Here is a 21,084-nt window from a genome sequence, read left to right on the forward strand (position 1 = left end):
AGTATGATGGGAAAAAGAGAAGCCGTCTTTCGAACGCTTCTCTTGCCTCTTTTTGTTTTCTACTTACGCTTTTTGAGAACTTCCAAACTCACGCATTTTGCCCATTACTGTCTTTTTAATAGCTTCGCGAGCTGGCCCCATGTATTTACGTGGATCGTAAACATCCGGATCATTGTTTAATGCATCGCGTACTGCTTGAGCCGATGTAATTTGGCTTTCTGTATTTACATTAATTTTTGATGTACCTAGAGATACTGCACGTTGAATATCTTTTAATGGAATTCCTGTTCCACCATGTAACACAAGTGGCACGTCACATTGCTGTGAGATTTCTTCCATTTCTTTAAATCCTAAGTTCGGTTCTCCTTTATAAGGACCATGAACAGAACCAAGCGCAGGCGCTAGGCAATCAATACCTGTTTCGTCAACCATTTGCTTGCATTCTTGTGGATCTGCATAAATAACGCCGTCAGCAATAATATCGTCTTCTTGTCCACCAACAGTTCCTAATTCAGCTTCAACCGAAACATTATTTTGGCGAGCATATTCTACAACTTGTTTTGTGATTTCAATATTTTCTTCAAACGGATGATGAGAAGCATCGATCATAACAGATGTGAATCCTGCATCAATCGCTTCTTTACATTTTTCAAAGCTTGAACCGTGATCTAAATGGACTGCCACAGGTACTGTGATTTTGTAGTCGTGCATTAATCCTTTGACCATATTAACCACTGTTGTGAATCCACCCATGTAACGAGCTGCACCTTCAGAAACTCCACAAATAACTGGTGAATTTTCTTCTTGTGCGGCTTGAAGAATAGCCTGAGTAAACTCTAAGTTATTTAAATTAAATTGACCAATTGCGTATCCTTCTTCTTTACCTTTTATCATCATTTCTTTCATAGAAACTAACGGCATTCAAAATTCCTCCTCAGCAATGTTTAAAGCGAATATCTTTTATACTATATCAAAAACCCATTATTTACGCTACTTCTTCGACAATTACTAATCTAATAATTGCTTAACCGCATCACGCACTTCAAAAACATCAAAAGGCTTTGTAAAATAATGCGCTGCTCCCCAATTAATCGACTCTCTAATCAGGTCAAGCTCTCCGTATGCAGTCATCATCAAAACATGAATGCTTGGGTTGCTTTTTTTCAACCGCTTCAAGATTTCAATGCCATCCATTCCTGGAATTTTCATATCTAATAAAACAAGGTCTGGTGGAGATTCCTGAACTTTTTCAATCGCCTCTAAACCACTTCCGGCTGTTATCGCTAGGTAACCTTCTTTAGTAAAGACTTCTTTTAACAACAACCGAATTCCCGGTTGATCGTCTACTATCAAAACGGTTTTCAAAAAAAGCCTCTCCTTTATCTGCTATACTTTTAAAAAACGAGGTGATTTTATGGATTTATCCACAATTCAATTGACCCGCGTATTCGAACCTCTTTCAGAAGAACACGAAGCTATCGACAGCATCGCTTCTGTGTTAGCGCAAGCTGCTGTTGCAGAAGGCACTATTTTCATCGCTGCTTTTGGTGAGATGAAAGCTGTGACAGCCGTTGCCCTCTATAGCGATGCACCTCTAGTCGCTGCAGCTGAATGGTCGCCTGCAAGCATTGTGACCGGTATCGATCGCGTCTTCATTTTAACACCCCATAGCGAAGGCACAGAACTTGCCGGCAGGTTATCAGATGCCGGCATCTCTTTTGCGCTCGTTGCACCGCCTTCAACCGACAGCGAGTTGGCCGAGGCTTTTCTAGCCTTGCCTAATGAAAAAACTCCCTTATTACAAGACGATAACAGACTAGCGTTAGTTCCGCATGCGTTTGCTGGCCTGTATATTTATTATGCCGTTAAATTGCGCATAGATAAACTACTAGCTCAATAAAACATCTTATATACAAAAGCCTTCCCTTTTTTCAAGGGAAGGCTTTTGTCGTTTATTTGTTAGCGATAGACGCTTTAACAAAGTCACGGAACAATGGTTGCGGACGGTTTGGACGTGAGATAAACTCTGGGTGGAATTGGCAAGCTACAAACCAAGGGTGATCTGTCACTTCAATAATTTCCACTAGACGACCATCTGGGCTTGTACCTGTAAATTTGAATCCAGCGTTTTCGAAAGCTTCACGGTACTCATTGTTAAACTCATAACGGTGACGGTGTCTTTCGTATACTAACTCTTCGCCGTATGCTTCATGCGCTCTTGAACCTTTTTCAAGTTTCGCTGGGTACAGTCCAAGACGAAGTGTACCACCTAAATCTTCGATGTCTTTTTGTTCAGGTAGTAAATCGATAACTGGGTAAGCTGTTTTTGCGTTCAATTCAGAAGAATGTGCGCCTTCTAAATTCATGATGTTTCGAGCAAATTCAACAGATGCTAATTGCATGCCCAAGCAAATACCGAAGAACGGTACATTGTTTTCACGTGCATATTGAGTTGCCGCAATTTTCCCTTCAACACCACGATCGCCAAATCCACCAGGAACCAAGATGCCGTCGCAATCTTTTAGTTTTTCTGCTACATTTTCAGCAGTTACGTGTTCTGCATTAATCCAATCTACTTCGATTTCAGAATCGAATGCAAAGCCGGCATGCTTTAACGCTTCTACTACAGAAATATAAGCATCTTGTAGCTCAACGTATTTACCAACTAGGCCGATACGAACGCGGTTCTTAAGAGATTGCACTTTCTCAACAAGTGCTTTCCAATCCGTCATGTCTGCTTCTGGAGCTTCGATTCCGAAATGATCTAAAACGATTTGATCCATATGCTGCTCTTGCAAACGAAGAGGCATTTCGTAAATTACATCAACATCGCGGGATTCGATAACTTCTTCTGATTTGATGTCGCAGAACAACGCAATTTTATCTTTCATGTCTTGTGGCACTGGGTGTTCTGTACGCACAACAATTAGATTTGGTTGAATTCCAAGGCTGCGAAGCTCTTTTACGCTGTGCTGAGTTGGTTTTGTTTTCATTTCTTTTGCTGCGCCCAGGTACGGGATTAACGTACAGTGAACGTACATTACTTCTTCACGGCCAAGATCTGATTTCATTTGGCGAATCGCTTCTAAGAATGGCAGTGATTCAATATCACCAACGGTACCACCAATTTCAGTGATAACCACATCTGCATTTGCTGTTTTTGCAGCACGCAACAAGCGATCTTTGATTTCATTTGTAATATGGGGAATCACTTGAACTGTTCCGCCTAAGTAATCACCGCGACGTTCTTTTTGGATAACAGTCGAATAGACTTTCCCTGTTGTTACGTTTGAGTATTTATTTAAGTTGATGTCGATAAAGCGCTCGTAATGACCAAGATCCAAATCCGTTTCCGCACCATCATCGGTTACAAAAACTTCTCCGTGTTGGTAAGGACTCATTGTACCTGGGTCAATGTTGATGTACGGATCAAATTTCTGGATTGTTACGTTCAACCCTCTATTTTTCAATAAACGTCCTAATGATGCAGCTGTAATCCCTTTACCTAGTGATGATACAACGCCACCAGTTACAAAAATATACTTTGTCATGCTTTGTTCCTCCTCTTATTATAAAAATAAAAAGCGCTCCTCCTGCTGCATGCAGGGGGAGCGCGTAAACTGTACGAATCATCTCTCCTATTTTAAGGAGCCCAAATAAAATCTTATCCAGTCCGGACTCATAAGTCAAGGTAAAAAAATGTTCAGATTACTTCAAGTCATCTTCGTCGTCGTCTTCGTCTTCGTCGTCATCTTCGTCATCGATGATATTGCCATCCATGTCTTCAACTAGTACGTCGTCTTCATCTTTGTCGTCATCCGCATCAAAATCTAGCACTTCGATAGGTGATTTAACCACTTCATCGTCGTCGTCATCATCGTCGTCGTCTTCGCCGAAATCTTCAAATTCCAACTCATCTTCTAATGCCAATTCATCTAAATCGTCAAAGCCTTCATCGTCAGCAACTTTCGCTTTCTTTTTACGCGCTTTAACAGTTGGTGCCGATTCTTCTTCAATTTGTTCAACCGGGTACCACTCACGAAGACCCCAACGGTTTTCGCCCAAGATTAAAAAGCGTCCGTCGATATTCAGATCCGTATAGAATTGGACTAAACGTTCTTTCATATCTTCTTTCGATAAGTTCAATAATTTCTCGATTTCTGCAACAAGTTCTGCATATGTTTTTGTTTCATGTGTCTCTTCCAACATTGCATATGTCAAGTCAACAAACGACTCTTCTATTAGTTCTTCTTTAGATAATTCACGAATTTTCATTCCGTGCACGTCCCTTCTTCTTCTTAACTTAATTCATTATATACAAACTAACTAGTCTCCGCTACCGTGTATTCTTTTTTCTCGGATCTATTTGTTTCCATCCGAAATAAAATAAATAAATCGCCAGAACCATAAATGGAATCGATCCCAAAGCTTTATTGTACAGGAAGAAAATCAGTATGACACAAATTGCAATGATTATGTAGTGTACAGCTTTTCGCATAGGATCCATCCTTCTTGATTTCTGTGATGCGTATTCTTTTATTATACAGAAGATAGTAGGGGATATCGACCGCCTACCTCATTGAATAAAAGAAATTGCCGGATTTGTGGCTAGCGTGCGTATTTTTGTTGGAACGCGCGTTTTTCTCCCGCTCCGCGCGTTTTTCTCCTGCTCCGCGCGTATTTCTCCCGCTCCGCGCGTATTTCTCTCGCACCGCGCGTTTTTCTCCTGCTCCGCGCGTATTTCTCTCGCACCGCGCGTATTTCTCCCGCTCCGCGCGTATTTCTCCCGCTCCGCGCGTTTTTCTCCTGCTCCGCGCGTATTTCTCTCGCACCGCGCGTATTTCTCCCGCTCCGCGCGTATTTCTCCCGCTCCGCGCGTTTTTCTCCTGCTCCGCGCGTATTTCTCTCGCACCGCGCGTATTTCTCCTGCTCCGCGCGTATTTCCACTGCTCCGCGCGTATTTCCACTGCTCCGCGCGTATTTCTCTCGCACCGCGCGTATTTCTCCCGCTCCGCGCGTATTTCTCCCGCTCCGCGCGTTTTTCTCCTGCTCCGCGCGTATTTCTTCTGCTCCGCGCGTATTCCTCCTGCACCGCGCGTATTTCTCTCGCACCGCGCGTATTTCTCTCGCACCGCGTGTATTTCTCCTGCTCCGCGCGTTTTTCTCCTGCTCCGCGCGTATTTCTCTCGCACCGCGCGTATTTCTCCCGCTCCGCGCGTTTTTCTCTCGCACCGCGCGTATTTCCACTGCTCCGCGCGTATTTCCACTGCTCCGCGCGTATTTCCACTGCTCCGCGCAAAAAAGATGGAACCTTTGTCGAACGACAAAGGTTCCATCTTTTTATCTAGCTTCTACTTACATATTTCGTCTATACTGCCCGCCTACTTCGTATAAAGCTGTCGTGATTTGGCCGAGACTTGCGACTTTTACGGTTTCCATCAATTCTTCGAAGATGTTTCCGCCTGTTTTTGCTACTTGCTTCAAGCGGTTTAATGCTTCCGTTGAATCGTTGCGTTCTTGGAATGCGCGCAAGTTGCTGATTTGTGTTTCTTTTTCTTCTGTTGTGGCGCGGGCGATTTCCATTGCGTTAATGTCGTCGTCCGATTGCGGATTCGGATTCAAGTACGTGTTGACTCCGATAATCGGCAATTCACCTGTGTGTTTTTTCATTTCGTAGTGCATCGACTCTTCTTGGATTTTGCCGCGCTGGTACTGTGTTTCCATTGCGCCTAAGACGCCTCCGCGGTCGTTGATGCGGTCAAATTCTGTTAGCACCGCTTCTTCTACCAATTGTGTCATTTCTTCAATGATAAACGCACCTTGTAACGGGTTCTCGTTTTTCGAAAGACCGTGTTCTTTAGTGATGATCATTTGAATGGCCATTGCGCGACGCACAGATTCTTCTGTCGGCGTTGTGATGGCCTCATCGTAAGCGTTTGTGTGCAACGAGTTACAGTTGTCTTGCAACGCCATTAATGCTTGAAGCGTTGTGCGAATATCGTTAAAATCAATTTCCTGTGCGTGCAAGCTACGTCCTGAAGTTTGTACATGGTATTTCAATTTTTGGCTACGTTCGTTCGCGCCGTATTTATCGCGCATCACGACTGCCCAAATGCGACGTGCTACACGTCCGATAACGGTATACTCCGGATCGAGTCCGTTCGAGAAGAAGAACGACAAGTTCGGCGCAAAGTCATCAATGTGCATGCCGCGGCTTAAGTAATATTCCACGTACGTAAATCCGTTCGACAACGTAAACGCCAATTGTGAAATCGGATTCGCGCCTGCTTCTGCAATGTGGTAGCCAGAAATCGATACCGAATAGTAGTTACGTACTTTGTGGTCGATAAAGTATTGCTGAATATCGCCCATCATGCGAAGTGCAAATTCAGTCGAGAAGATACACGTATTTTGTCCTTGGTCTTCTTTTAAAATATCCGCTTGTACAGTTCCGCGAACCACTTGCAGTGTGCCTTCACGAACTTCTGTGAATTCTTCTACTGTTAACGTGCGGCCTAATTTTTCTTCATTAATTTTTACTTGCTGATCAATTGCCGTGTTCATGAACATCGCCAAAATAATCGGCGCAGGGCCGTTAATGGTCATCGATACTGAAGTTGTTGGTGCGCAAAGGTCAAACCCTGCATACAATTTCTTCATATCATCCAATGTACAGATCGATACGCCAGACTCGCCGACTTTCCCGTAAATATCCGGGCGGTGATCCGGGTCTTCCCCGTAAAGCGTTACCGAGTCAAATGCTGTTGAGAGACGTTTTGCATCGTCGTCTTTTGATAAGTAATGGAAGCGACGGTTTGTGCGTTCAGGCGTACCTTCACCCGCAAACTGACGCTTTGGATCTTCTCCTGCACGCTTGAACGGGAATACTCCTGCCGTATAAGGGAATGAACCTGGCGCGTTTTCTAAATAAACCCATGACAAAATTTCGCCGTAATCAACGAATTTCGGCAAGACAACACGTGGCACTTTAATGCCGGACAAGCTTTCTGTACGTAAAATTGTGCGGATTTCTTTGTCACGTACCGTTGTGACAAATTCGTCACCCGCATACATTTCTTTTAAGGCATCCCAGTTATTTAGTATACGTTTTGATTCGGCTGTTAATTCATCACGAACGCCTTCTGCAAGCGACTCGAGTGACGCGACTAACGCATCATCTGGCGCTTTTTCTTTAACTGCTTCAATCGCGCCTTCTAATTGGAACAAACGACGCGCGAACGCTGCTTGTTCTTTTGTTTTCGCGTGATAGCCACGAACCGTATCGGTTAACTCGCGTAAATAATAGCGACGTTCGTTTGGAATAATGAGGTTTTCTTTTTGGGTTTTAACGAATTTATCGTAATCTGTCTCCCAATCCGTCCCACATTTTTCGTTTACTTTGCCGACTAGTGCCGCGAACAATGAGTTTGTGCCTTTATCGTTAAACTGACTCGCAATAGTACCGTAAACTGGCATATCATCTAGCTCTTTATCCCACAGTAAACGGCTACGCTGATATTGTTTTTGTACTTGACGAAGCGCATCTTGTGAACCGCTACGTTCGAATTTATTGATGCAAATTAAATCTGCGTAATCGATCATATCGATTTTTTCAAGCTGGGACGGCGCGCCAAATTCACTTGTCATGACATACATCGAGACATCAGAGAAGTTCGCAATTTCTGCATCGCCTTGTCCAATTCCGCTTGTTTCTACAACAATCAAGTCAAAATCAGCCGATTTCACAACATCTAATACGTCACCAATTGCGCCTGACAATTCAGAACGCGAACCACGTGTCGCAAGACTTCTCATGAATACGCGCTTGTTGAAAATCGCGTTCATGCGAATACGGTCACCTAGCAGTGCGCCGCCTGTTTTTTGTTTTGTTGGATCGATTGATAAAATCGCGATTTTTTTGTCTGGAAGTTCTGATAAGAAACGACGAATCAATTCATCTGTTAATGAACTTTTACCAGCTCCGCCTGTTCCTGTAATCCCGAGAATCGGCGTATTTTTCGTTTTTGCTCGAACCGTTTCTAGTAACTTCGTTGTATCTGTATCACGTGTGTGCGCTTCTTCTGCCGCTGTAATAGCGTTTGCTAATACAACTGGCTCTTCGGTTGATAAGTTGTCGAAAGACTGATTTTCTTTAACTGTGGAGAAATCACATTCTTCCACAATTTCCGTAATCATGCCTTGTAACCCTTTTTTACGACCATCTTCTGGTGAGAAAATACCCGCGATACCATATGCTTCAAGTTCTTTAATTTCACGAGGTAAAATAACGCCTCCGCCTCCGCCATAAATGCGGATATGCGAAGCGCCTTTTTCCTTTAGTAAATCGTGCATATACTTGAAGTATTCCATGTGACCGCCTTGGTAAGAAGAAATACAAATTCCTTGAACATCTTCTTGGATTGCAGCATTGACCACTTCTTCAACCGACCGGTTATGTCCTAAGTGAATCACTTCGGCACCGCTTGCTTGTAAAATACGGCGCATGATGTTGATCGACGCGTCGTGCCCGTCAAACAAGCTGGAAGCTGTGACAAAACGGATATGGTTTTTCGGCTGATAGGTTTTCGTTTCTTCAATAATTGCCATTATGATTTAGCCTCCTGTATTGAGATGTTTTCCCCTGCCATCCCCTGCAAAAGAAATTTAGTTTGTATATCGATAAATTCCTGAATGGTGAAATCGTCTAATGCCCAGCGTCTGAAAGCCCACATTTGCCCTTGAACGAATAAATGATGAGCCGCCATGACCACTTCTTTTGGCGTCATTTGAATTTCTTCATTATCGACGCATTGGGTTAGTAGCCGTTCAAAAATCGCTACCATTTGGAGTTCTTTGTTTAAGACATAATTTAATGCGTCTTTTGGCAAAGATTTGGATTCCTGGTACATGACGACAAATTCATCCTGCATTTCGTCGATTAATGTGTAATAATGTTCGATTGCGGCTACTAAAACACTAATCGATCCTTTTTCAATATCCAACCGATCAAGGCGACTGTGCACTTCGTCGTAAATCGAGTCACAAACGAGATACAGTACATCTTCTTTTGTCCGAATGTATTCATATAACGTTCCGATGCTAAAGCCTGCTGCTTTTGCAATTTCTCGCGTTGTCGTCCGGTGAAAGCCTTTTTCTTTAAATAGCGTGACAGCGCCGCGAATCATTTGTTCACGGCGCTTTTCTATTAAGCTTTCATCTTTAACGGAAGACTCAATCTCACGCTTTTTGTTCATAAGGCAACCCTCCGCTTATTTCGTGACCATCCGGGAAATAACTAGACGCTGAACTTCTTGTGTACCTTCATAAATTTGTGTGATTTTCGCATCGCGCATATAGCGTTCAACTGGATAATCTTTTGTATAACCGTAACCACCAAATACTTGAACCGCTTCAACAGTCACTTTCATAGCCGTATCACCAGCCATCAATTTCGCCATTGCGGACTCTTTGCTGTATGACAATTTGTTCGACTCAAGCCATGCAGCTTGGTATGTCAACAAACGAGAAGCTTCGATTGAAGTCGCCATATCTGCCAATTTGAACGAAACGCCTTGGTTTGCAACAATTGGCTTACCGAATTGCTCGCGCTCTTTTGCGTAATCGATTGAAGCGTCAAGTGCACCTTGTGCAATTCCGACTGCTTGCGCTGCGATTCCGTTACGACCACCATCAAGTGTTTGCATCGCAATTTTGAATCCTTGTCCTAGTTCGCCTAAAACGTTTTCTTTTGGTACGCGGCAGTTATCGAAAATGATTTCTGTTGTCGGGCTTGAACGAATTCCTAGCTTGCGTTCTTTTTTACCAACCGAGAAACCTTCAAAGTCTTTTTCAATGATAAATGCTGTTGTGCCTTTATGTTTTGATTCTGGATCTGTTACTGCAAATACGATGTAAATGTCTGCAATGCCACCGTTTGTGATAAATATTTTCGACCCGTTTAACACGTAATGGTCGCCATCTTCTTTAGCCGAAGTGCGCATCGCACCTGCGTCAGATCCTGAAGCTGGTTCTGTTAACCCGTATGCCCCAATTTTTGTTCCTTCAGCCATCGGACGAAGGTATTTTTGTTTTTGTTCTTCTGTTCCGAATGTGTATACTGGCCATCCAGCTAGTGAAGTATGTGCGGATAATGTAACGCCCGTTGATGCGCACACACGTGATAATTCTTCAACTGCGATGCAGTATGCCAAATAATCCGAACCGATTCCGCCGTACTCTTCTGGCCATGGAATTCCTGTTAAGCCAAGTTCAGCCATTTTATCGAAAATTTCACGATCAAAGCGTTCTTCTTCGTCACGTTCTTCTGCTGTTGGAGCTACTTCTTTATTTGCGAAATCTCTTACCATTTTGCGGATCATTTGGTGTTCTTCAGATAGTTGAAAATTCATTTTTATATTCCTCCAATTATTTGGTTAGTTGCTTGCTAATAACGATGCGTTGAATTTCACTCGTGCCTTCGTAAATTTCCGTTACTTTTGCGTCACGGAACAGGCGCTCAACTGGATAGTCTTTTGTATAACCGTAACCGCCGAACACTTGAATGGCTTCAATAGTTACGTCCATTGCTGTTTTTGAAGCGAAAAGTTTCGCCATTGAAGCTTCTTTGTTACAGTCTTTTCCTTTTGAATACAAATCAGCTGCGTTATAAACGAGCAATTTTGACGCTTCTACTTGCGTTGCCATATCTGCTAGTTTAAAGCCCACACCTTGTTGCTGAGCAATCGGTTTACCGAATTGCTCACGTTCTTTCGCATAAGCCACTGCGTATTCATAAGCCGCTTCAGCGATGCCCAATGCTTGTGCCGCGATACCAATACGTCCAACATTCAAATTCGCCATTGCGATGCTGAATCCTTTATTTTCTTCGCCTAATAGGTTTTCAGCCGGTACGCGCATGTTTTCGAATGTTAACTGAACGGTTTTCGAACCATGAAGACCCATTTTCTTTTCGTTTTTGCCGATGATCAAGCCCGGTGTGTCTTTTTCAACAATAAAAGCTGAAATTCCACGAGAACCAGCTGCTGGTTTTGTGGAAGCAAAGACGATATACGTATCAGCTGCTCCGCCGTTCGTGATAAAAACTTTAGAACCGTTTATGACGTAGTCCTCACCGTCTAGAACTGCTTTTGTTTTCAAGCTTCCTGCGTCAGACCCGGCAGCTGGTTCTGTTAAACAAAAAGCGCCTAAGTATTCGCCACTAGCTAGTTTCGGTACATATTTTTCGATTTGTTGCTGTGTTCCGAAATTGAGAATTGGGTTTGTTCCGACAGACGTATGAACAGACAAGATCACTCCGATTACACCGCTAGCTTTCGATAATTCATGAATCGCTGTGATATAAGAAGTGAAATCCATTTCCGAACCGCCGTATTTTTCAGGAGCGGTAATCCCCATCAATCCAAGTTCGCCCATTTTCTTTAAAATAGCTGTTGGAAATTCGTCGTTTTCCATATTTTCGATAAAAGGCGTAATTTCTTCTTTTGCGAAATCTCGCACCATGTTGCGCATCATAAGTTGTTCATCTGTAAAGTGCAAATCCATTTCGGTTCCTCCTAATATTATGAGTAGTTATAGAAACCGCGTCCGGTCTTCTTACCTAGCCATCCCGCTTTTACGTATTGACGTAATAATGGGCTCGGACGATATTTACTGTCGCCAAATCCTTCATGCAATACTTCCATGATATAAAGACACGTATCTAGTCCTATAAAATCAGCCAGTTCTAGTGGTCCCATCGGATGATTCATGCCCATTTTCATGATGTCGTCAATTGCTTCTTTTGTTGCGACTCCTTCTTGAAGCGTGAAAATCGCTTCGTTGATCATTGGCATTAAAATTCGGTTTGAAACAAATCCTGGGAAATCATTTACTTCTACTGGTGTTTTCGACAGTTGCACCGTCATTTCTTCTACTTTTTTGTACACTTCATCTGAAGTTGCCAAGCCGCGGATAATTTCCACTAATTTCATAACAGGTACTGGATTCATGAAGTGCATGCCGATTACTTGTTCAGGACGATTTGTCACCGCTGCGATTTCTGTAATTGGTAGCGATGATGTGTTTGTTGCTAAAATTGCGTGCTTTGGAGTTACTTCGTCCAATGTTTTAAAAATGCTATGTTTAATCGCCATATTTTCAACAGCTGCTTCAATCACAATGTCAACGTCATGAGCGTCTTTTAAATCCAATGAAGCTGTAATGCGGCCAAGTACCGCTGTTTTTTCATCTTCAGTCATACGTCCTTTTTCAACATTGCGTGATAAATTTTTCGTAATTGTAGCAATGCCTTTATCGTATGCTTCTTGCTTCATATCGTTTAATTTCACATTTAATCCTGCTTGTGCACAAACTTGTGCGATACCAGAACCCATTTGTCCGGCCCCGATTACCATTACGTTTTGAATCGACATTTTTATTCTTCCTCCTTAGGAACTCTAATCATGATAGCGTCGCCTTGTCCGCCACCTGAACAGATTGCCGCGATACCAATGCCGCCTCCGCGACGTTTCAATTCGTAAGCGAGCGTTAAGATAATGCGCGCACCGCTTGCTCCGATTGGATGTCCAAGTGCTACAGATCCACCGTTAACGTTGACTTTTTCAGCATCAAGTCCAGCAATTTTCGAGCTTGCTAATGCGACGGCTGCAAACGCTTCGTTAATTTCGAACAAATCAATTTCATCGATTGTTTTGCCTGTTTTCTTCAATAATTCGTTAATGACGATTCCTGGCGTTTCAGGGAAACGGTGTGGTTCGATTGCCACTTCTGTATGGGATAGAACATGAGCCAATACATTTTTGTTTTCTTTTTGTGCGCGTTCTTCACTCATTAAGACAAGTGCCGCTGCCCCGTCATTAATACCAGGTGCATTTCCGGCAGTGATGGTGCCGTCTTTTCCGAATGCAGGTTTTAGTTTTGCCAACGCTTCAATTGTAGAGTTAGCTCGAGGCGCTTCATCTACATCGACTGTAATTGGATCTCCTTTACGCTGAGGAATATCGATGGCAACGATTTCTTCAGCAAATAAATCTTTTGCTTTGATCGCACGTTCATGCGAACGAGCTGACCATTTGTCTTGTTCTTCACGAGACAAATCAAAATCTTTGGCAGTTGAGTTGCCGTAAGTTCCCATATGAACTTTGTCAGGGTGGAAAGAACAAGACAAGCCATCATGGACCATGCCATCAATAACTTGTGAATCGCCCATGCGAAGACCCCAACGTGCTTTTGGCAAATAATAAGGTGCGTTAGACATCGATTCCATGCCGCCTGCTACGATTACTTCTTCATCCCCTAAGCGAATCAATTGATCTGCCAATGTGACACTGCGCATGCCCGATGCACAAACTTTATTGATTGTTTCAGATTTTACGTTATACGGAATTCCCGCTTTTGTTGCTGCTTGGCGGGATGGAATTTGCCCTTGACCAGCTTGTAAAACGTTCCCCATAATTACTTCTTGAACATCTTCTGGTTGGATATCTGCGCGGTTCATTGCAGCTTTGATCGCTTCTGCTCCAAGGTCACTTGCTGATAACGTGCTCAAGTTTCCGCCGAATTTCCCAAATGCTGTGCGTGCTCCGTCAATAATCACTGTTTTTGCCATGATGATTTTCCTCCCTTAATATGCTTCATTGTAAACGGTTTCAATTTCACTAAAAAAATAAAGCGAGTTGCTTTTTTATAAAATTTATATTGACTGAACGCTCGCTCGGTTTTTATGCAAAAGAAAAGGGAGCATTCGACTCCCTTTCTTTTTTTATACTTATTCTATTATTCTACTTAATTTTCTGTTATTTAGCAATTATTTTTTGCTAGCCTTGTAGTGACTTATTGAACAATCGCTTCCGGCTCTGGCGCTTCATTTCCGAGAACAGCCATTTCCAATAGTTCAGCTACGTCGTAAGTTCCAACTTGTTCTTCGACTTCTTTTGCTTTCGTCCCATCCGATAACATCGTCAAGCAGTATGGGCAACCAGAAGAAATCATTGTTGGGCTTACTTCAAGCGCTTGTTCAGTACGAGCAACGTTAACGCGGTGACCTGCATCTTCTTCCATCCACATCATTCCGCCGCCGGCTCCACAGCACATGCCGTCTTCACGGTTACGTTTCATTTCCACTAATTCTACGCCTTCGATTGCTTTCAATATTTCGCGTGGTGCGTCGTACACATCGTTATAGCGACCAAGGTAACAAGAATCATGGAACGTAATTCGTTCGTTTACTGGGAATTGCGGTTTTAATCGACCATCTTGAACGAGGTCAAACAACATTTCCGTATGATGATACACTTCTGCTTTAAAACCGAAGTCTGGGTATTCATTTTTGAAAATGTTGTAAGCGTGAGGATCGATTGTAACGATCTTTTTAATCTCTGCTTTTTCAAATTCTTTAATATTTCCAGTTGCAAGCTCTTGGAATAAGAATTCATTCCCAAGACGACGTGGTGTATCGCCTGAGTTTTTCTCTTTGTTTCCGAGAATCGCGAATTTCACGCCGGCTTCATTCATCAATCGAGCAAATGATAAAGCGATTTTTTGTGAACGGCTGTCGAATGATCCCATCGAACCAACCCAGAATAAGAATTCGAATTCTTCTCCTGCTTTGTTCATTTCTTTTACAGTTGGAATATGAATATCTGGACGTGCATCTCTCCAGTTTTCTTTTTCTTTACGATTCAGACCCCATGGATTTCCTTGACGTTCGATGTTTGTCATCGCACGCTGTGCGTCGGGATCCATTTTTCCTTCTGTCATTACAAGGTAACGGCGAAGGTCGATAATTTTGTCTACGTGCTCGTTCATAACCGGACATTGGTCTTCACAGTTACGGCAAGTGGTACATGCCCAAATTTCTTCTTCTGTGATCACGTCTCCGATTAAGCTCGGGCTATAAAGCTCATCGATTGTAATGCCTTCAGCGCCAGCAGCCATTGCCAACTGATTTCCTTGTGTATTGTTAAATGCCATTGCCGGCACCCACGGTTTTTTCTGCGTCATGACTGCACCTGTATTTGTTAGGTTGTCACGAAGTTTTGTAATCAAATCCATTGGTGACAGCATTTTCCCTGTTCCAGTCGCCGGACACATATTCGTACAGCGGCCACATTCTACGCAAGCGTAGAAATCAATCATTTGGCTTTGTGAGAAATCCGTGATTTTCCCAACACCAAATGACGGCATTGCATCTGGATCGTCTTCGTCTTCATCTTCCATCTCTTCAAAGTTGATTGGTTTTAAACGACCAACATGATCAACTCTGTGGAACCATGTGTTAACGGGTCCGAAAATTAAGTGAGCGTGTTTCGATTGTGGTACATACACTAAAAATGTGAGTAGGAATAGTAAATGCGCCCACCACATCACGTAGAAAATTGTAACGGTTGCAGCTTCCGGTAACCAAGCAAATGCGCTAGCTACTAAAGAAGCCACTGGCTCAGTCCAAGCAGTTTCATGCCCGTGCCAGTTCATGTTCATGCCGTTACCGATCAATACTGTCACCATTAAACCACCAATGAAAATAAGAACAAGCCCTGATTTCCATCCGCGTTTCAAACGAACCAGCTTTTCAATATAACGTCTGTAGAACGCCCAAATCACTGCTACCAAAATCGTTAATGTCACGATTTCTTGGAAGAACGTGAATGCCGGATAAAGAGGTCCTAGTGGTAAATGTGAATCAGGAGATAAGCCTTTAATAATAAAATCAATGGCACTCGCCTGCACTAACAAGAAGCCATAAAAGAACATAACGTGAATCGTTCCACTCTTCTTATCTTTCAATAACTTTTTCTGACCAAACACGTTGACCATGACTTTACGCAAACGCTCATTGAAGTTTTCTTCAAACTCGACTTTTTTACCGAGTTGGATAAAATCATATCTCGACTTCAATAAATAGATGAAGAGATAGATAGCGTAAGCGGTTACAGCTATGAATAAAATCCAGTTTGCAATTAACAATGGCTCCATCGCGATATCCCCCTTGTGTTGTGTATATTCAAAAAATAACTTACTCAAAGTTTACGTGAATGACTACAACTTGTCGATACTATGTTCTATATTAAAATATGAATGAGCATTCAGTCAACCTAAATATATAAGAGTTTTCAAATTCTTTTTTATAATAAAAGCGATGGATTAAATAAAGCCGTATCCTGTAATAGGATACGGCTTAGATTTTATACAAATTGGATGGAATACATATGCTCCCCAAAATACCGCCTTGCTTGTTCCAGGTTGTCGTGTTGCACACCAACTAAAACACAACTAGCAGGTCCGCTAGATTTTTTTGAATCTACTGAAGTTAAAATTTTCACCGGTCGCTTCATTAGCAATTCGAATTCTTTCGATATGCCTTTTGAGCCAACCGGCCAAATTCGTTCTACTAAAGATGTATCGAGCGCTTTTTTAAGTAGTGCCAGATTGGCCGTTTGATGCACATGAGTCAAGACTTCTTGGCCAACTAGCGGGACGCCGTAAACAAACCAATCTAAAGAGTCGACTGACATGTACTTTCGCAATTCCTTGCCGATCATCGTCACTGCGATACCCGATTGCACTGTAGGCATATTGGTTTCAGTACTCCCAGAAATAGCTGGAAGCACTAATTGCGCTTCTACGAAAAGTTCGGTTACCCCTTCGACATAGGCCTCCCAACTCGAAGCTCCACTAAAATTGTGAATGAGTACTGCTTGCGGTTCGCTGCCTGCTGCCCATTGTTCGAGCAAGGCGACACGTGCCGCAAATTTTGCTGTAACGGTGTCAGAAACTTGTACCACATCTTGTTCTTTTCTACCGATTGCTGCCGAGTTATCGGAAGTGATGACAAGCCCATCTATTAATAACTCATGTCGCATGCCCCGAACCTCCACTAGCCTTTACTACATACGGCAGTAAGAGCGCGGCTACTGCGGCATTGATCAAGGAAGCTATTAATAGTGCGGGGACAGCCGCATAAAAAAATGCGGGCGACAATAAAAAGTAAAACGGGATAGCCGCTACCACACCGTTACCAATGATAAATGCTAGCCATTTCAGCCAATGTTTACCTGCATGATGCAGTTTTGCAAACAACCATACGACTGCCCACATTTCGATTGCGATTATTACGTGAAAGGGGCCGAGTGGCATGCCACCGAACAATGCGGAAATCAAATGCCCGAACGCCGCTATAGTCCCAACAAGTGGCGCTGAAAAAAAAAGTACCGCTACTAGCGCTGGTGTTGCATCAAGTGCAATAGACGCTATGCCGAGCGGAATTTTAATCATGCCCCCTATTGCGGACAAGCTGATAAATAAAGCCGCAAGTGCTAATTTTTTCGTAGTCATCTTACTCTACCGATTTCTTACTGCGTCCGCCGTTCTTAAATACTTTGGCACTACGCACATATTCGTTATCTGGCACATTAGCACGTGAATTGACGACACGTGACGCTGCGAATAAATAATCCGACAACCGATTTAAATATCGCTGTACCACTGGAGGAAAGTCCTCTCCAGACTTCAGCAACGTAACTGTTTGTCTTTCAGCACGACGCGTAATTGTGCGCGCGATGTGAAGCGTTGCAGCAGCCGGAGTTCCTCCTGGCAAAATAAAACGTTCGAGAAGTGGTGGTTCTTCCATCAATTCATCAATGCGTTTTTCTAGAACTTCTACTGGTTCTTCCGTCATTTTATAATTTGGCTCTTTTCGAACATCTGCCAAATCGCCACCGCAATCAAATAATTCATTTTGAATCGCTTCTAAATCTTCCAACAGATCCGCATAAGTTTCAGGTGCCAATTCAGTCATCGCTTTGCCGATAAATGAATTAACTTCATCAATCGTTCCGTATGCTTCAACGCGCGGTGCATCTTTATCAGTACGCGCTCCGATTAAACTTGTTTGTCCTTTATCCCCGGTTTTCGTGTAAATTTTCATTTTGATCCGCCCCTTTTATCGTTTGTGGAATACCGTACCAAATCCGTGTAATTTGTTGTGCTTCTGAAAATAAAAATTGATACATTCGGCCAACAAGGTCGCGCGTTTCACGCTCGATCCGTTCTGTTGGTACAATGCCTCGGTTTAAATCTGTTAACACCCAGATTTGTTTTGATTGACTAGAGCTTAGCGTTTTTTTGACTTGCTCTATTATTTGCGGTTCTGTTAAACCTTGTTCGAGTTCATCTTTTACCCAACGCTCCACTCCAGCAATTACCGTCACGGAATCATTACGTATCAATGGTGGCATCATACCTTCATGCCAAGATGCTTCTTCATTTTGTATCAAGTTTTTCACATATTGTCGTTTGCCGTTAAAGGCTCCACCGAAAACGATGTGCATAATGCTCGCTCCTCAAACGCTTGGCGACTTTGCCATGTTAACTTATGGCAACCTCCGTGTAGCGCAATTTGATCTTGAAATCTCTCACCTAAAGCTTGCGCGATTAAGTAACGAATCGGTCCCCCGTGTAGAACTAACGTAACTTCGTTGCCATTTGGTATTTTTCGCATACCTCGTTCAACCCGCTCCGCCATGTCTTTTAAACTTTCACCACCAGGCGGACTGATGTTCCACGGATCATCTATCCAGTCGCGATAATGTTGAATATTGTTTAACTGTTCATAGGTTTTCATTTCCCATTGTCCAAAATGACATTCCCGTAACTCTCTGTTTGCTCGGTATATGGCATTTGGAAACAACACAGCTGCCGTTTCTCGACATCTCTTTAAATCACTGCCCATAACTTCTTTCTTCTGCAAATCAGGTTTAGCGTCAAATGGCAAAACCGATTCATCGGTCCAGCCAATATAACGTTTTTGCTCGTTTCCTCGTGTTGGAGCATGGCGAATTAAACGAAGAACAAAAAAGTCATCCATACTAAAATCTCCACTCCTTCCACATATGCACCTAACAAATCACCTGTGACACCGCCAAAATTGCGTAAGCACCAAATGCGGTATAGCCACGAAACAAGAATCACAACAACTACAATTAACAGCGCATTTCCATTGCCCATACTTGCAATCAAGAGCGCTACATTCACTACAGTTGCGATAATTGCAAGTAGTCGCAGCTTTTTATGATTGGTTCGTTGCTGAAAAAAAGCTGCTACCCCATCAGGCTTGGCTGGCTTTGTAGTACTGAATAAGCCCAATAAGCCAATTCGTGAAAACACAGGAACTAACAAAATCCATAAAAACGACACTTCGTTAATGATTTCTGCAACAAGGATAATTTTGCCCACAATGGCCACTACTAACACCATCGCACCAAAAGCTCCAATTCGCGGGTCTCCCATAATCGCCAACCGCTTGTCCCGATCTTGGTAAGAAAAATAGGCATCTCCCGTATCTGCCAAACCGTCCATATGCAATCCACCGGTCATCACCATCCCAATCAACACCACGATAAAGCCGAGCAGTAAAGAGCTAATATCTGTTGCATCACGCAGCAACCAGACAGTGCTAGCCAAAACACTGCCGAACAACAAACCTAATAGAGGGAGCATGGCATACATAGTCGTAATGTATTCTTTCTCCATCGGCAATTGTTTTTTAACAGGAATGACTGAGAAAAATTGAAGCGCCAATAAAAATCCGGTTTTTAATTGCCGAGTCATGGTGTTGCCCCCATTATTTCTGTGACTTTCTGCCAGTCTATATGGTTTTTAACATGTTTGGCCCAGCGATTAAAAGGATCTTCCGATTTTTCATGTACTTGAATCGGTAAGTTTTTCTGTTTGCGAATCGGTGTTAAAAATGCAGTTCTACAGCTCCGATCGCGGAAAAAACCATGTAAATGCGTTCCAATCATGCGGTCACGATAATACCCTTCAACTGACTCTCCATAATCAACTAGCGAATGTTCGATTCCTGTGACTCGACCATGATGAATTTCATAGCCGCTCACTTCGACTTCTAAAGCATCAAATTTCACTATGCCTTTTTGACGTTGAACGGTTTTTTCTTTTTCAAAACTAACGTGCATATTTGGCACCAAGCCAAAACCCGCTTCAACTTTTACTGCAACACCGTCGTGTCCATATGGATCTGACAAGGTTTCCGCAAACATTTGAAAGCCACCACATAAACCGACAATCCATGTATCTTTTGCTAATGATTGTAATTTTTCTGCTAACCCCTGCTTTTTCCAATACCGCAAATCCGCAACCGTGCTCTTCGTGCCAGGCACTAGTAAAATATCGGGTTGTCCGATTTCTTCAACGGTTTTTACCCAACGAACCGATACGTCCGGCTCTGTTAAAAACGGTTCAATATCCGTGAAGTTGGATATGTATGGATGCTCACACACCACCAAATCGATTGCACCTTTAATCGTGGATTGTTTTTGTACCGCACCCACTCCAAGTGAATCTTCTTGCTCGATTTCGTGACTGTCCATATAAGGAATCACACCAAGAACTGGAATTCCTGTATACGATTCTAAAAACTGCACACCATCTTCAAAAAGTTTGGCGTCCCCTCTGAATTTGTTGATGATCAAGCCTTTCACTCGTTGTTTTTCTGGGATTAAAGCGAGCGTTCCAACAATTGAGGCAAAGACGCCACCACGTTCAATGTCAGCCACAAGAATTACGGGAACATCTGCCCGTTTTGCAACTGTCATATTGACCAGTTCGCGGTCGTTTAAATTCATTTCAGCGGGACTTCCCGCTCCTTCAATAACTAAATGCGTGAAATCTTTTGCTAAATTGGTCAGTGCTTGATCGATTGCTTGTAATCCTTTTTCGTAAAATTGCGCTCGGTAGTCCATGCCGTCCATCGTTTCAAGTTTTTTACCGAACAACACCACTTGCGATTTCATGCCGCTTTCAGGTTTTAATAAAATCGGATTCATGTCGACAGTAGCTATCGTCCGAGCTGCTTCTGCTTGCACGCCTTGCGCGCGACCAATTTCTTCGCCAAGTATCGTCACATAAGAGTTATTTGACATGTTCTGTGATTTAAAAGGAGCAACTTTCACGCTTTCATCCGAAAGAATTCGGCAAAAAGCGGTACACAGCATACTTTTGCCGACATCTGAAGAAGTTCCTTGAATCATTATTCCGCGCATGTTT

Annotated in this window: 19 protein-coding genes; 1 reads left to right on the top strand and 18 read right to left on the bottom strand. The window is 42.9% G+C overall.

Annotated features, from left to right (window positions below; translation table 11 throughout):
* Positions 1-63 precede the first annotated feature (63 nt).
* Positions 64-921, bottom strand: a complete 858-nt coding sequence (locus BCM40_RS13095; RefSeq protein WP_065525515.1) for a class II fructose-bisphosphate aldolase — start codon at positions 919-921, stop codon at positions 64-66.
* Between the two features lie 87 nt (positions 922-1,008).
* On the bottom strand, positions 1,009-1,365 hold the full coding sequence (locus BCM40_RS13100) for a response regulator (protein WP_065525514.1): 357 nt from the start codon (positions 1,363-1,365) through the stop codon (positions 1,009-1,011).
* A 49-nt stretch (positions 1,366-1,414) separates the two neighbouring features.
* Between BCM40_RS13100 and BCM40_RS13105 the strand changes: the two genes are divergently transcribed.
* Positions 1,415-1,900 (top strand): DUF2529 family protein, encoded by a 486-nt coding sequence (locus BCM40_RS13105; RefSeq protein ID WP_065525513.1) that lies wholly within the window; start codon positions 1,415-1,417, stop codon positions 1,898-1,900.
* A gap of 52 nt (positions 1,901-1,952) precedes the next feature.
* Here the strand turns inward: BCM40_RS13105 and BCM40_RS13110 are convergent, their stop codons facing one another.
* The 16 genes from BCM40_RS13110 to BCM40_RS13190 form a co-directional block, all read right to left on the bottom strand.
* A complete protein-coding gene (locus tag BCM40_RS13110; protein ID WP_065525512.1) occupies positions 1,953-3,551 on the bottom strand; it encodes a CTP synthase in 1,599 nt (532 codons plus the stop codon).
* Between the two features lie 157 nt (positions 3,552-3,708).
* Positions 3,709-4,275 (bottom strand): DNA-directed RNA polymerase subunit delta, encoded by a 567-nt coding sequence (rpoE, locus tag BCM40_RS13115; RefSeq protein ID WP_065525511.1) that lies wholly within the window; start codon positions 4,273-4,275, stop codon positions 3,709-3,711.
* Positions 4,276-5,355: 1,080 nt separating this feature from the next.
* Complete coding sequence (gene icmF, locus BCM40_RS13125) at positions 5,356-8,607, bottom strand: fused isobutyryl-CoA mutase/GTPase IcmF (RefSeq protein WP_065525509.1); 3,252 nt, start codon at positions 8,605-8,607, stop codon at positions 5,356-5,358.
* On the bottom strand, positions 8,607-9,254 hold the full coding sequence (locus tag BCM40_RS13130) for a TetR/AcrR family transcriptional regulator (RefSeq protein ID WP_065525508.1): 648 nt from the start codon (positions 9,252-9,254) through the stop codon (positions 8,607-8,609). The genes icmF and BCM40_RS13130 overlap by 1 nt, the downstream gene beginning before the upstream one ends.
* Before the next feature lie 15 nt (positions 9,255-9,269).
* Positions 9,270-10,409 carry an acyl-CoA dehydrogenase gene (locus tag BCM40_RS13135; protein WP_008432888.1) on the bottom strand — a complete coding sequence of 380 codons (1,140 nt, stop codon included), beginning with the start codon at positions 10,407-10,409 and terminating at the stop codon, positions 9,270-9,272.
* Positions 10,410-10,425: 16 nt separating this feature from the next.
* Positions 10,426-11,562 (bottom strand): acyl-CoA dehydrogenase, encoded by a 1,137-nt coding sequence (locus BCM40_RS13140; RefSeq protein WP_065525507.1) that lies wholly within the window; start codon positions 11,560-11,562, stop codon positions 10,426-10,428.
* A 17-nt stretch (positions 11,563-11,579) separates the two neighbouring features.
* On the bottom strand, positions 11,580-12,431 hold the full coding sequence (locus tag BCM40_RS13145) for a 3-hydroxybutyryl-CoA dehydrogenase (protein WP_065525506.1): 852 nt from the start codon (positions 12,429-12,431) through the stop codon (positions 11,580-11,582).
* 2 nt (positions 12,432-12,433) lie between these two features.
* Positions 12,434-13,627 carry an acetyl-CoA C-acetyltransferase gene (locus tag BCM40_RS13150; RefSeq protein ID WP_065525505.1) on the bottom strand — a complete coding sequence of 398 codons (1,194 nt, stop codon included), beginning with the start codon at positions 13,625-13,627 and terminating at the stop codon, positions 12,434-12,436.
* A 224-nt stretch (positions 13,628-13,851) separates the two neighbouring features.
* On the bottom strand, positions 13,852-15,993 hold the full coding sequence (locus BCM40_RS13155) for a (Fe-S)-binding protein (RefSeq protein WP_065525504.1): 2,142 nt from the start codon (positions 15,991-15,993) through the stop codon (positions 13,852-13,854).
* 209 nt (positions 15,994-16,202) lie between these two features.
* Positions 16,203-16,880 carry an alpha-ribazole-5-phosphate synthase gene (locus BCM40_RS13160; RefSeq protein ID WP_065525503.1) on the bottom strand — a complete coding sequence of 226 codons (678 nt, stop codon included), beginning with the start codon at positions 16,878-16,880 and terminating at the stop codon, positions 16,203-16,205.
* Complete coding sequence (locus BCM40_RS13165) at positions 16,870-17,352, bottom strand: ECF transporter S component (RefSeq protein WP_065525502.1); 483 nt, start codon at positions 17,350-17,352, stop codon at positions 16,870-16,872. Before BCM40_RS13165 ends, BCM40_RS13160 begins: the two co-directional genes overlap by 11 nt.
* Before the next feature lies 1 nt (position 17,353).
* Entirely contained in the window at positions 17,354-17,944 is a 591-nt protein-coding gene (locus tag BCM40_RS13170) for a cob(I)yrinic acid a,c-diamide adenosyltransferase (protein WP_065525501.1), read from the bottom strand.
* On the bottom strand, positions 17,916-18,347 hold the full coding sequence (locus tag BCM40_RS13175; protein WP_065525500.1) for a bifunctional adenosylcobinamide kinase/adenosylcobinamide-phosphate guanylyltransferase: 432 nt from the start codon (positions 18,345-18,347) through the stop codon (positions 17,916-17,918). Before BCM40_RS13175 ends, BCM40_RS13170 begins: the two co-directional genes overlap by 29 nt.
* On the bottom strand, positions 18,299-18,883 hold the full coding sequence (locus BCM40_RS13180) for a histidine phosphatase family protein (protein WP_065525499.1): 585 nt from the start codon (positions 18,881-18,883) through the stop codon (positions 18,299-18,301). The genes BCM40_RS13175 and BCM40_RS13180 overlap by 49 nt, the downstream gene beginning before the upstream one ends.
* Positions 18,856-19,626 (bottom strand): adenosylcobinamide-GDP ribazoletransferase, encoded by a 771-nt coding sequence (cobS, locus tag BCM40_RS13185; protein ID WP_065525498.1) that lies wholly within the window; start codon positions 19,624-19,626, stop codon positions 18,856-18,858. The genes BCM40_RS13180 and cobS overlap by 28 nt, the downstream gene beginning before the upstream one ends.
* Complete coding sequence (locus BCM40_RS13190; RefSeq protein ID WP_065525497.1) at positions 19,623-21,080, bottom strand: cobyric acid synthase; 1,458 nt, start codon at positions 21,078-21,080, stop codon at positions 19,623-19,625. The genes cobS and BCM40_RS13190 overlap by 4 nt, the downstream gene beginning before the upstream one ends.
* Positions 21,081-21,084 lie beyond the last annotated feature (4 nt).

It is taken from the genome of Planococcus donghaensis, from assembly GCF_001687665.2.
Lineage (GTDB): Bacteria > Bacillota > Bacilli > Bacillales_A > Planococcaceae > Planococcus > Planococcus donghaensis.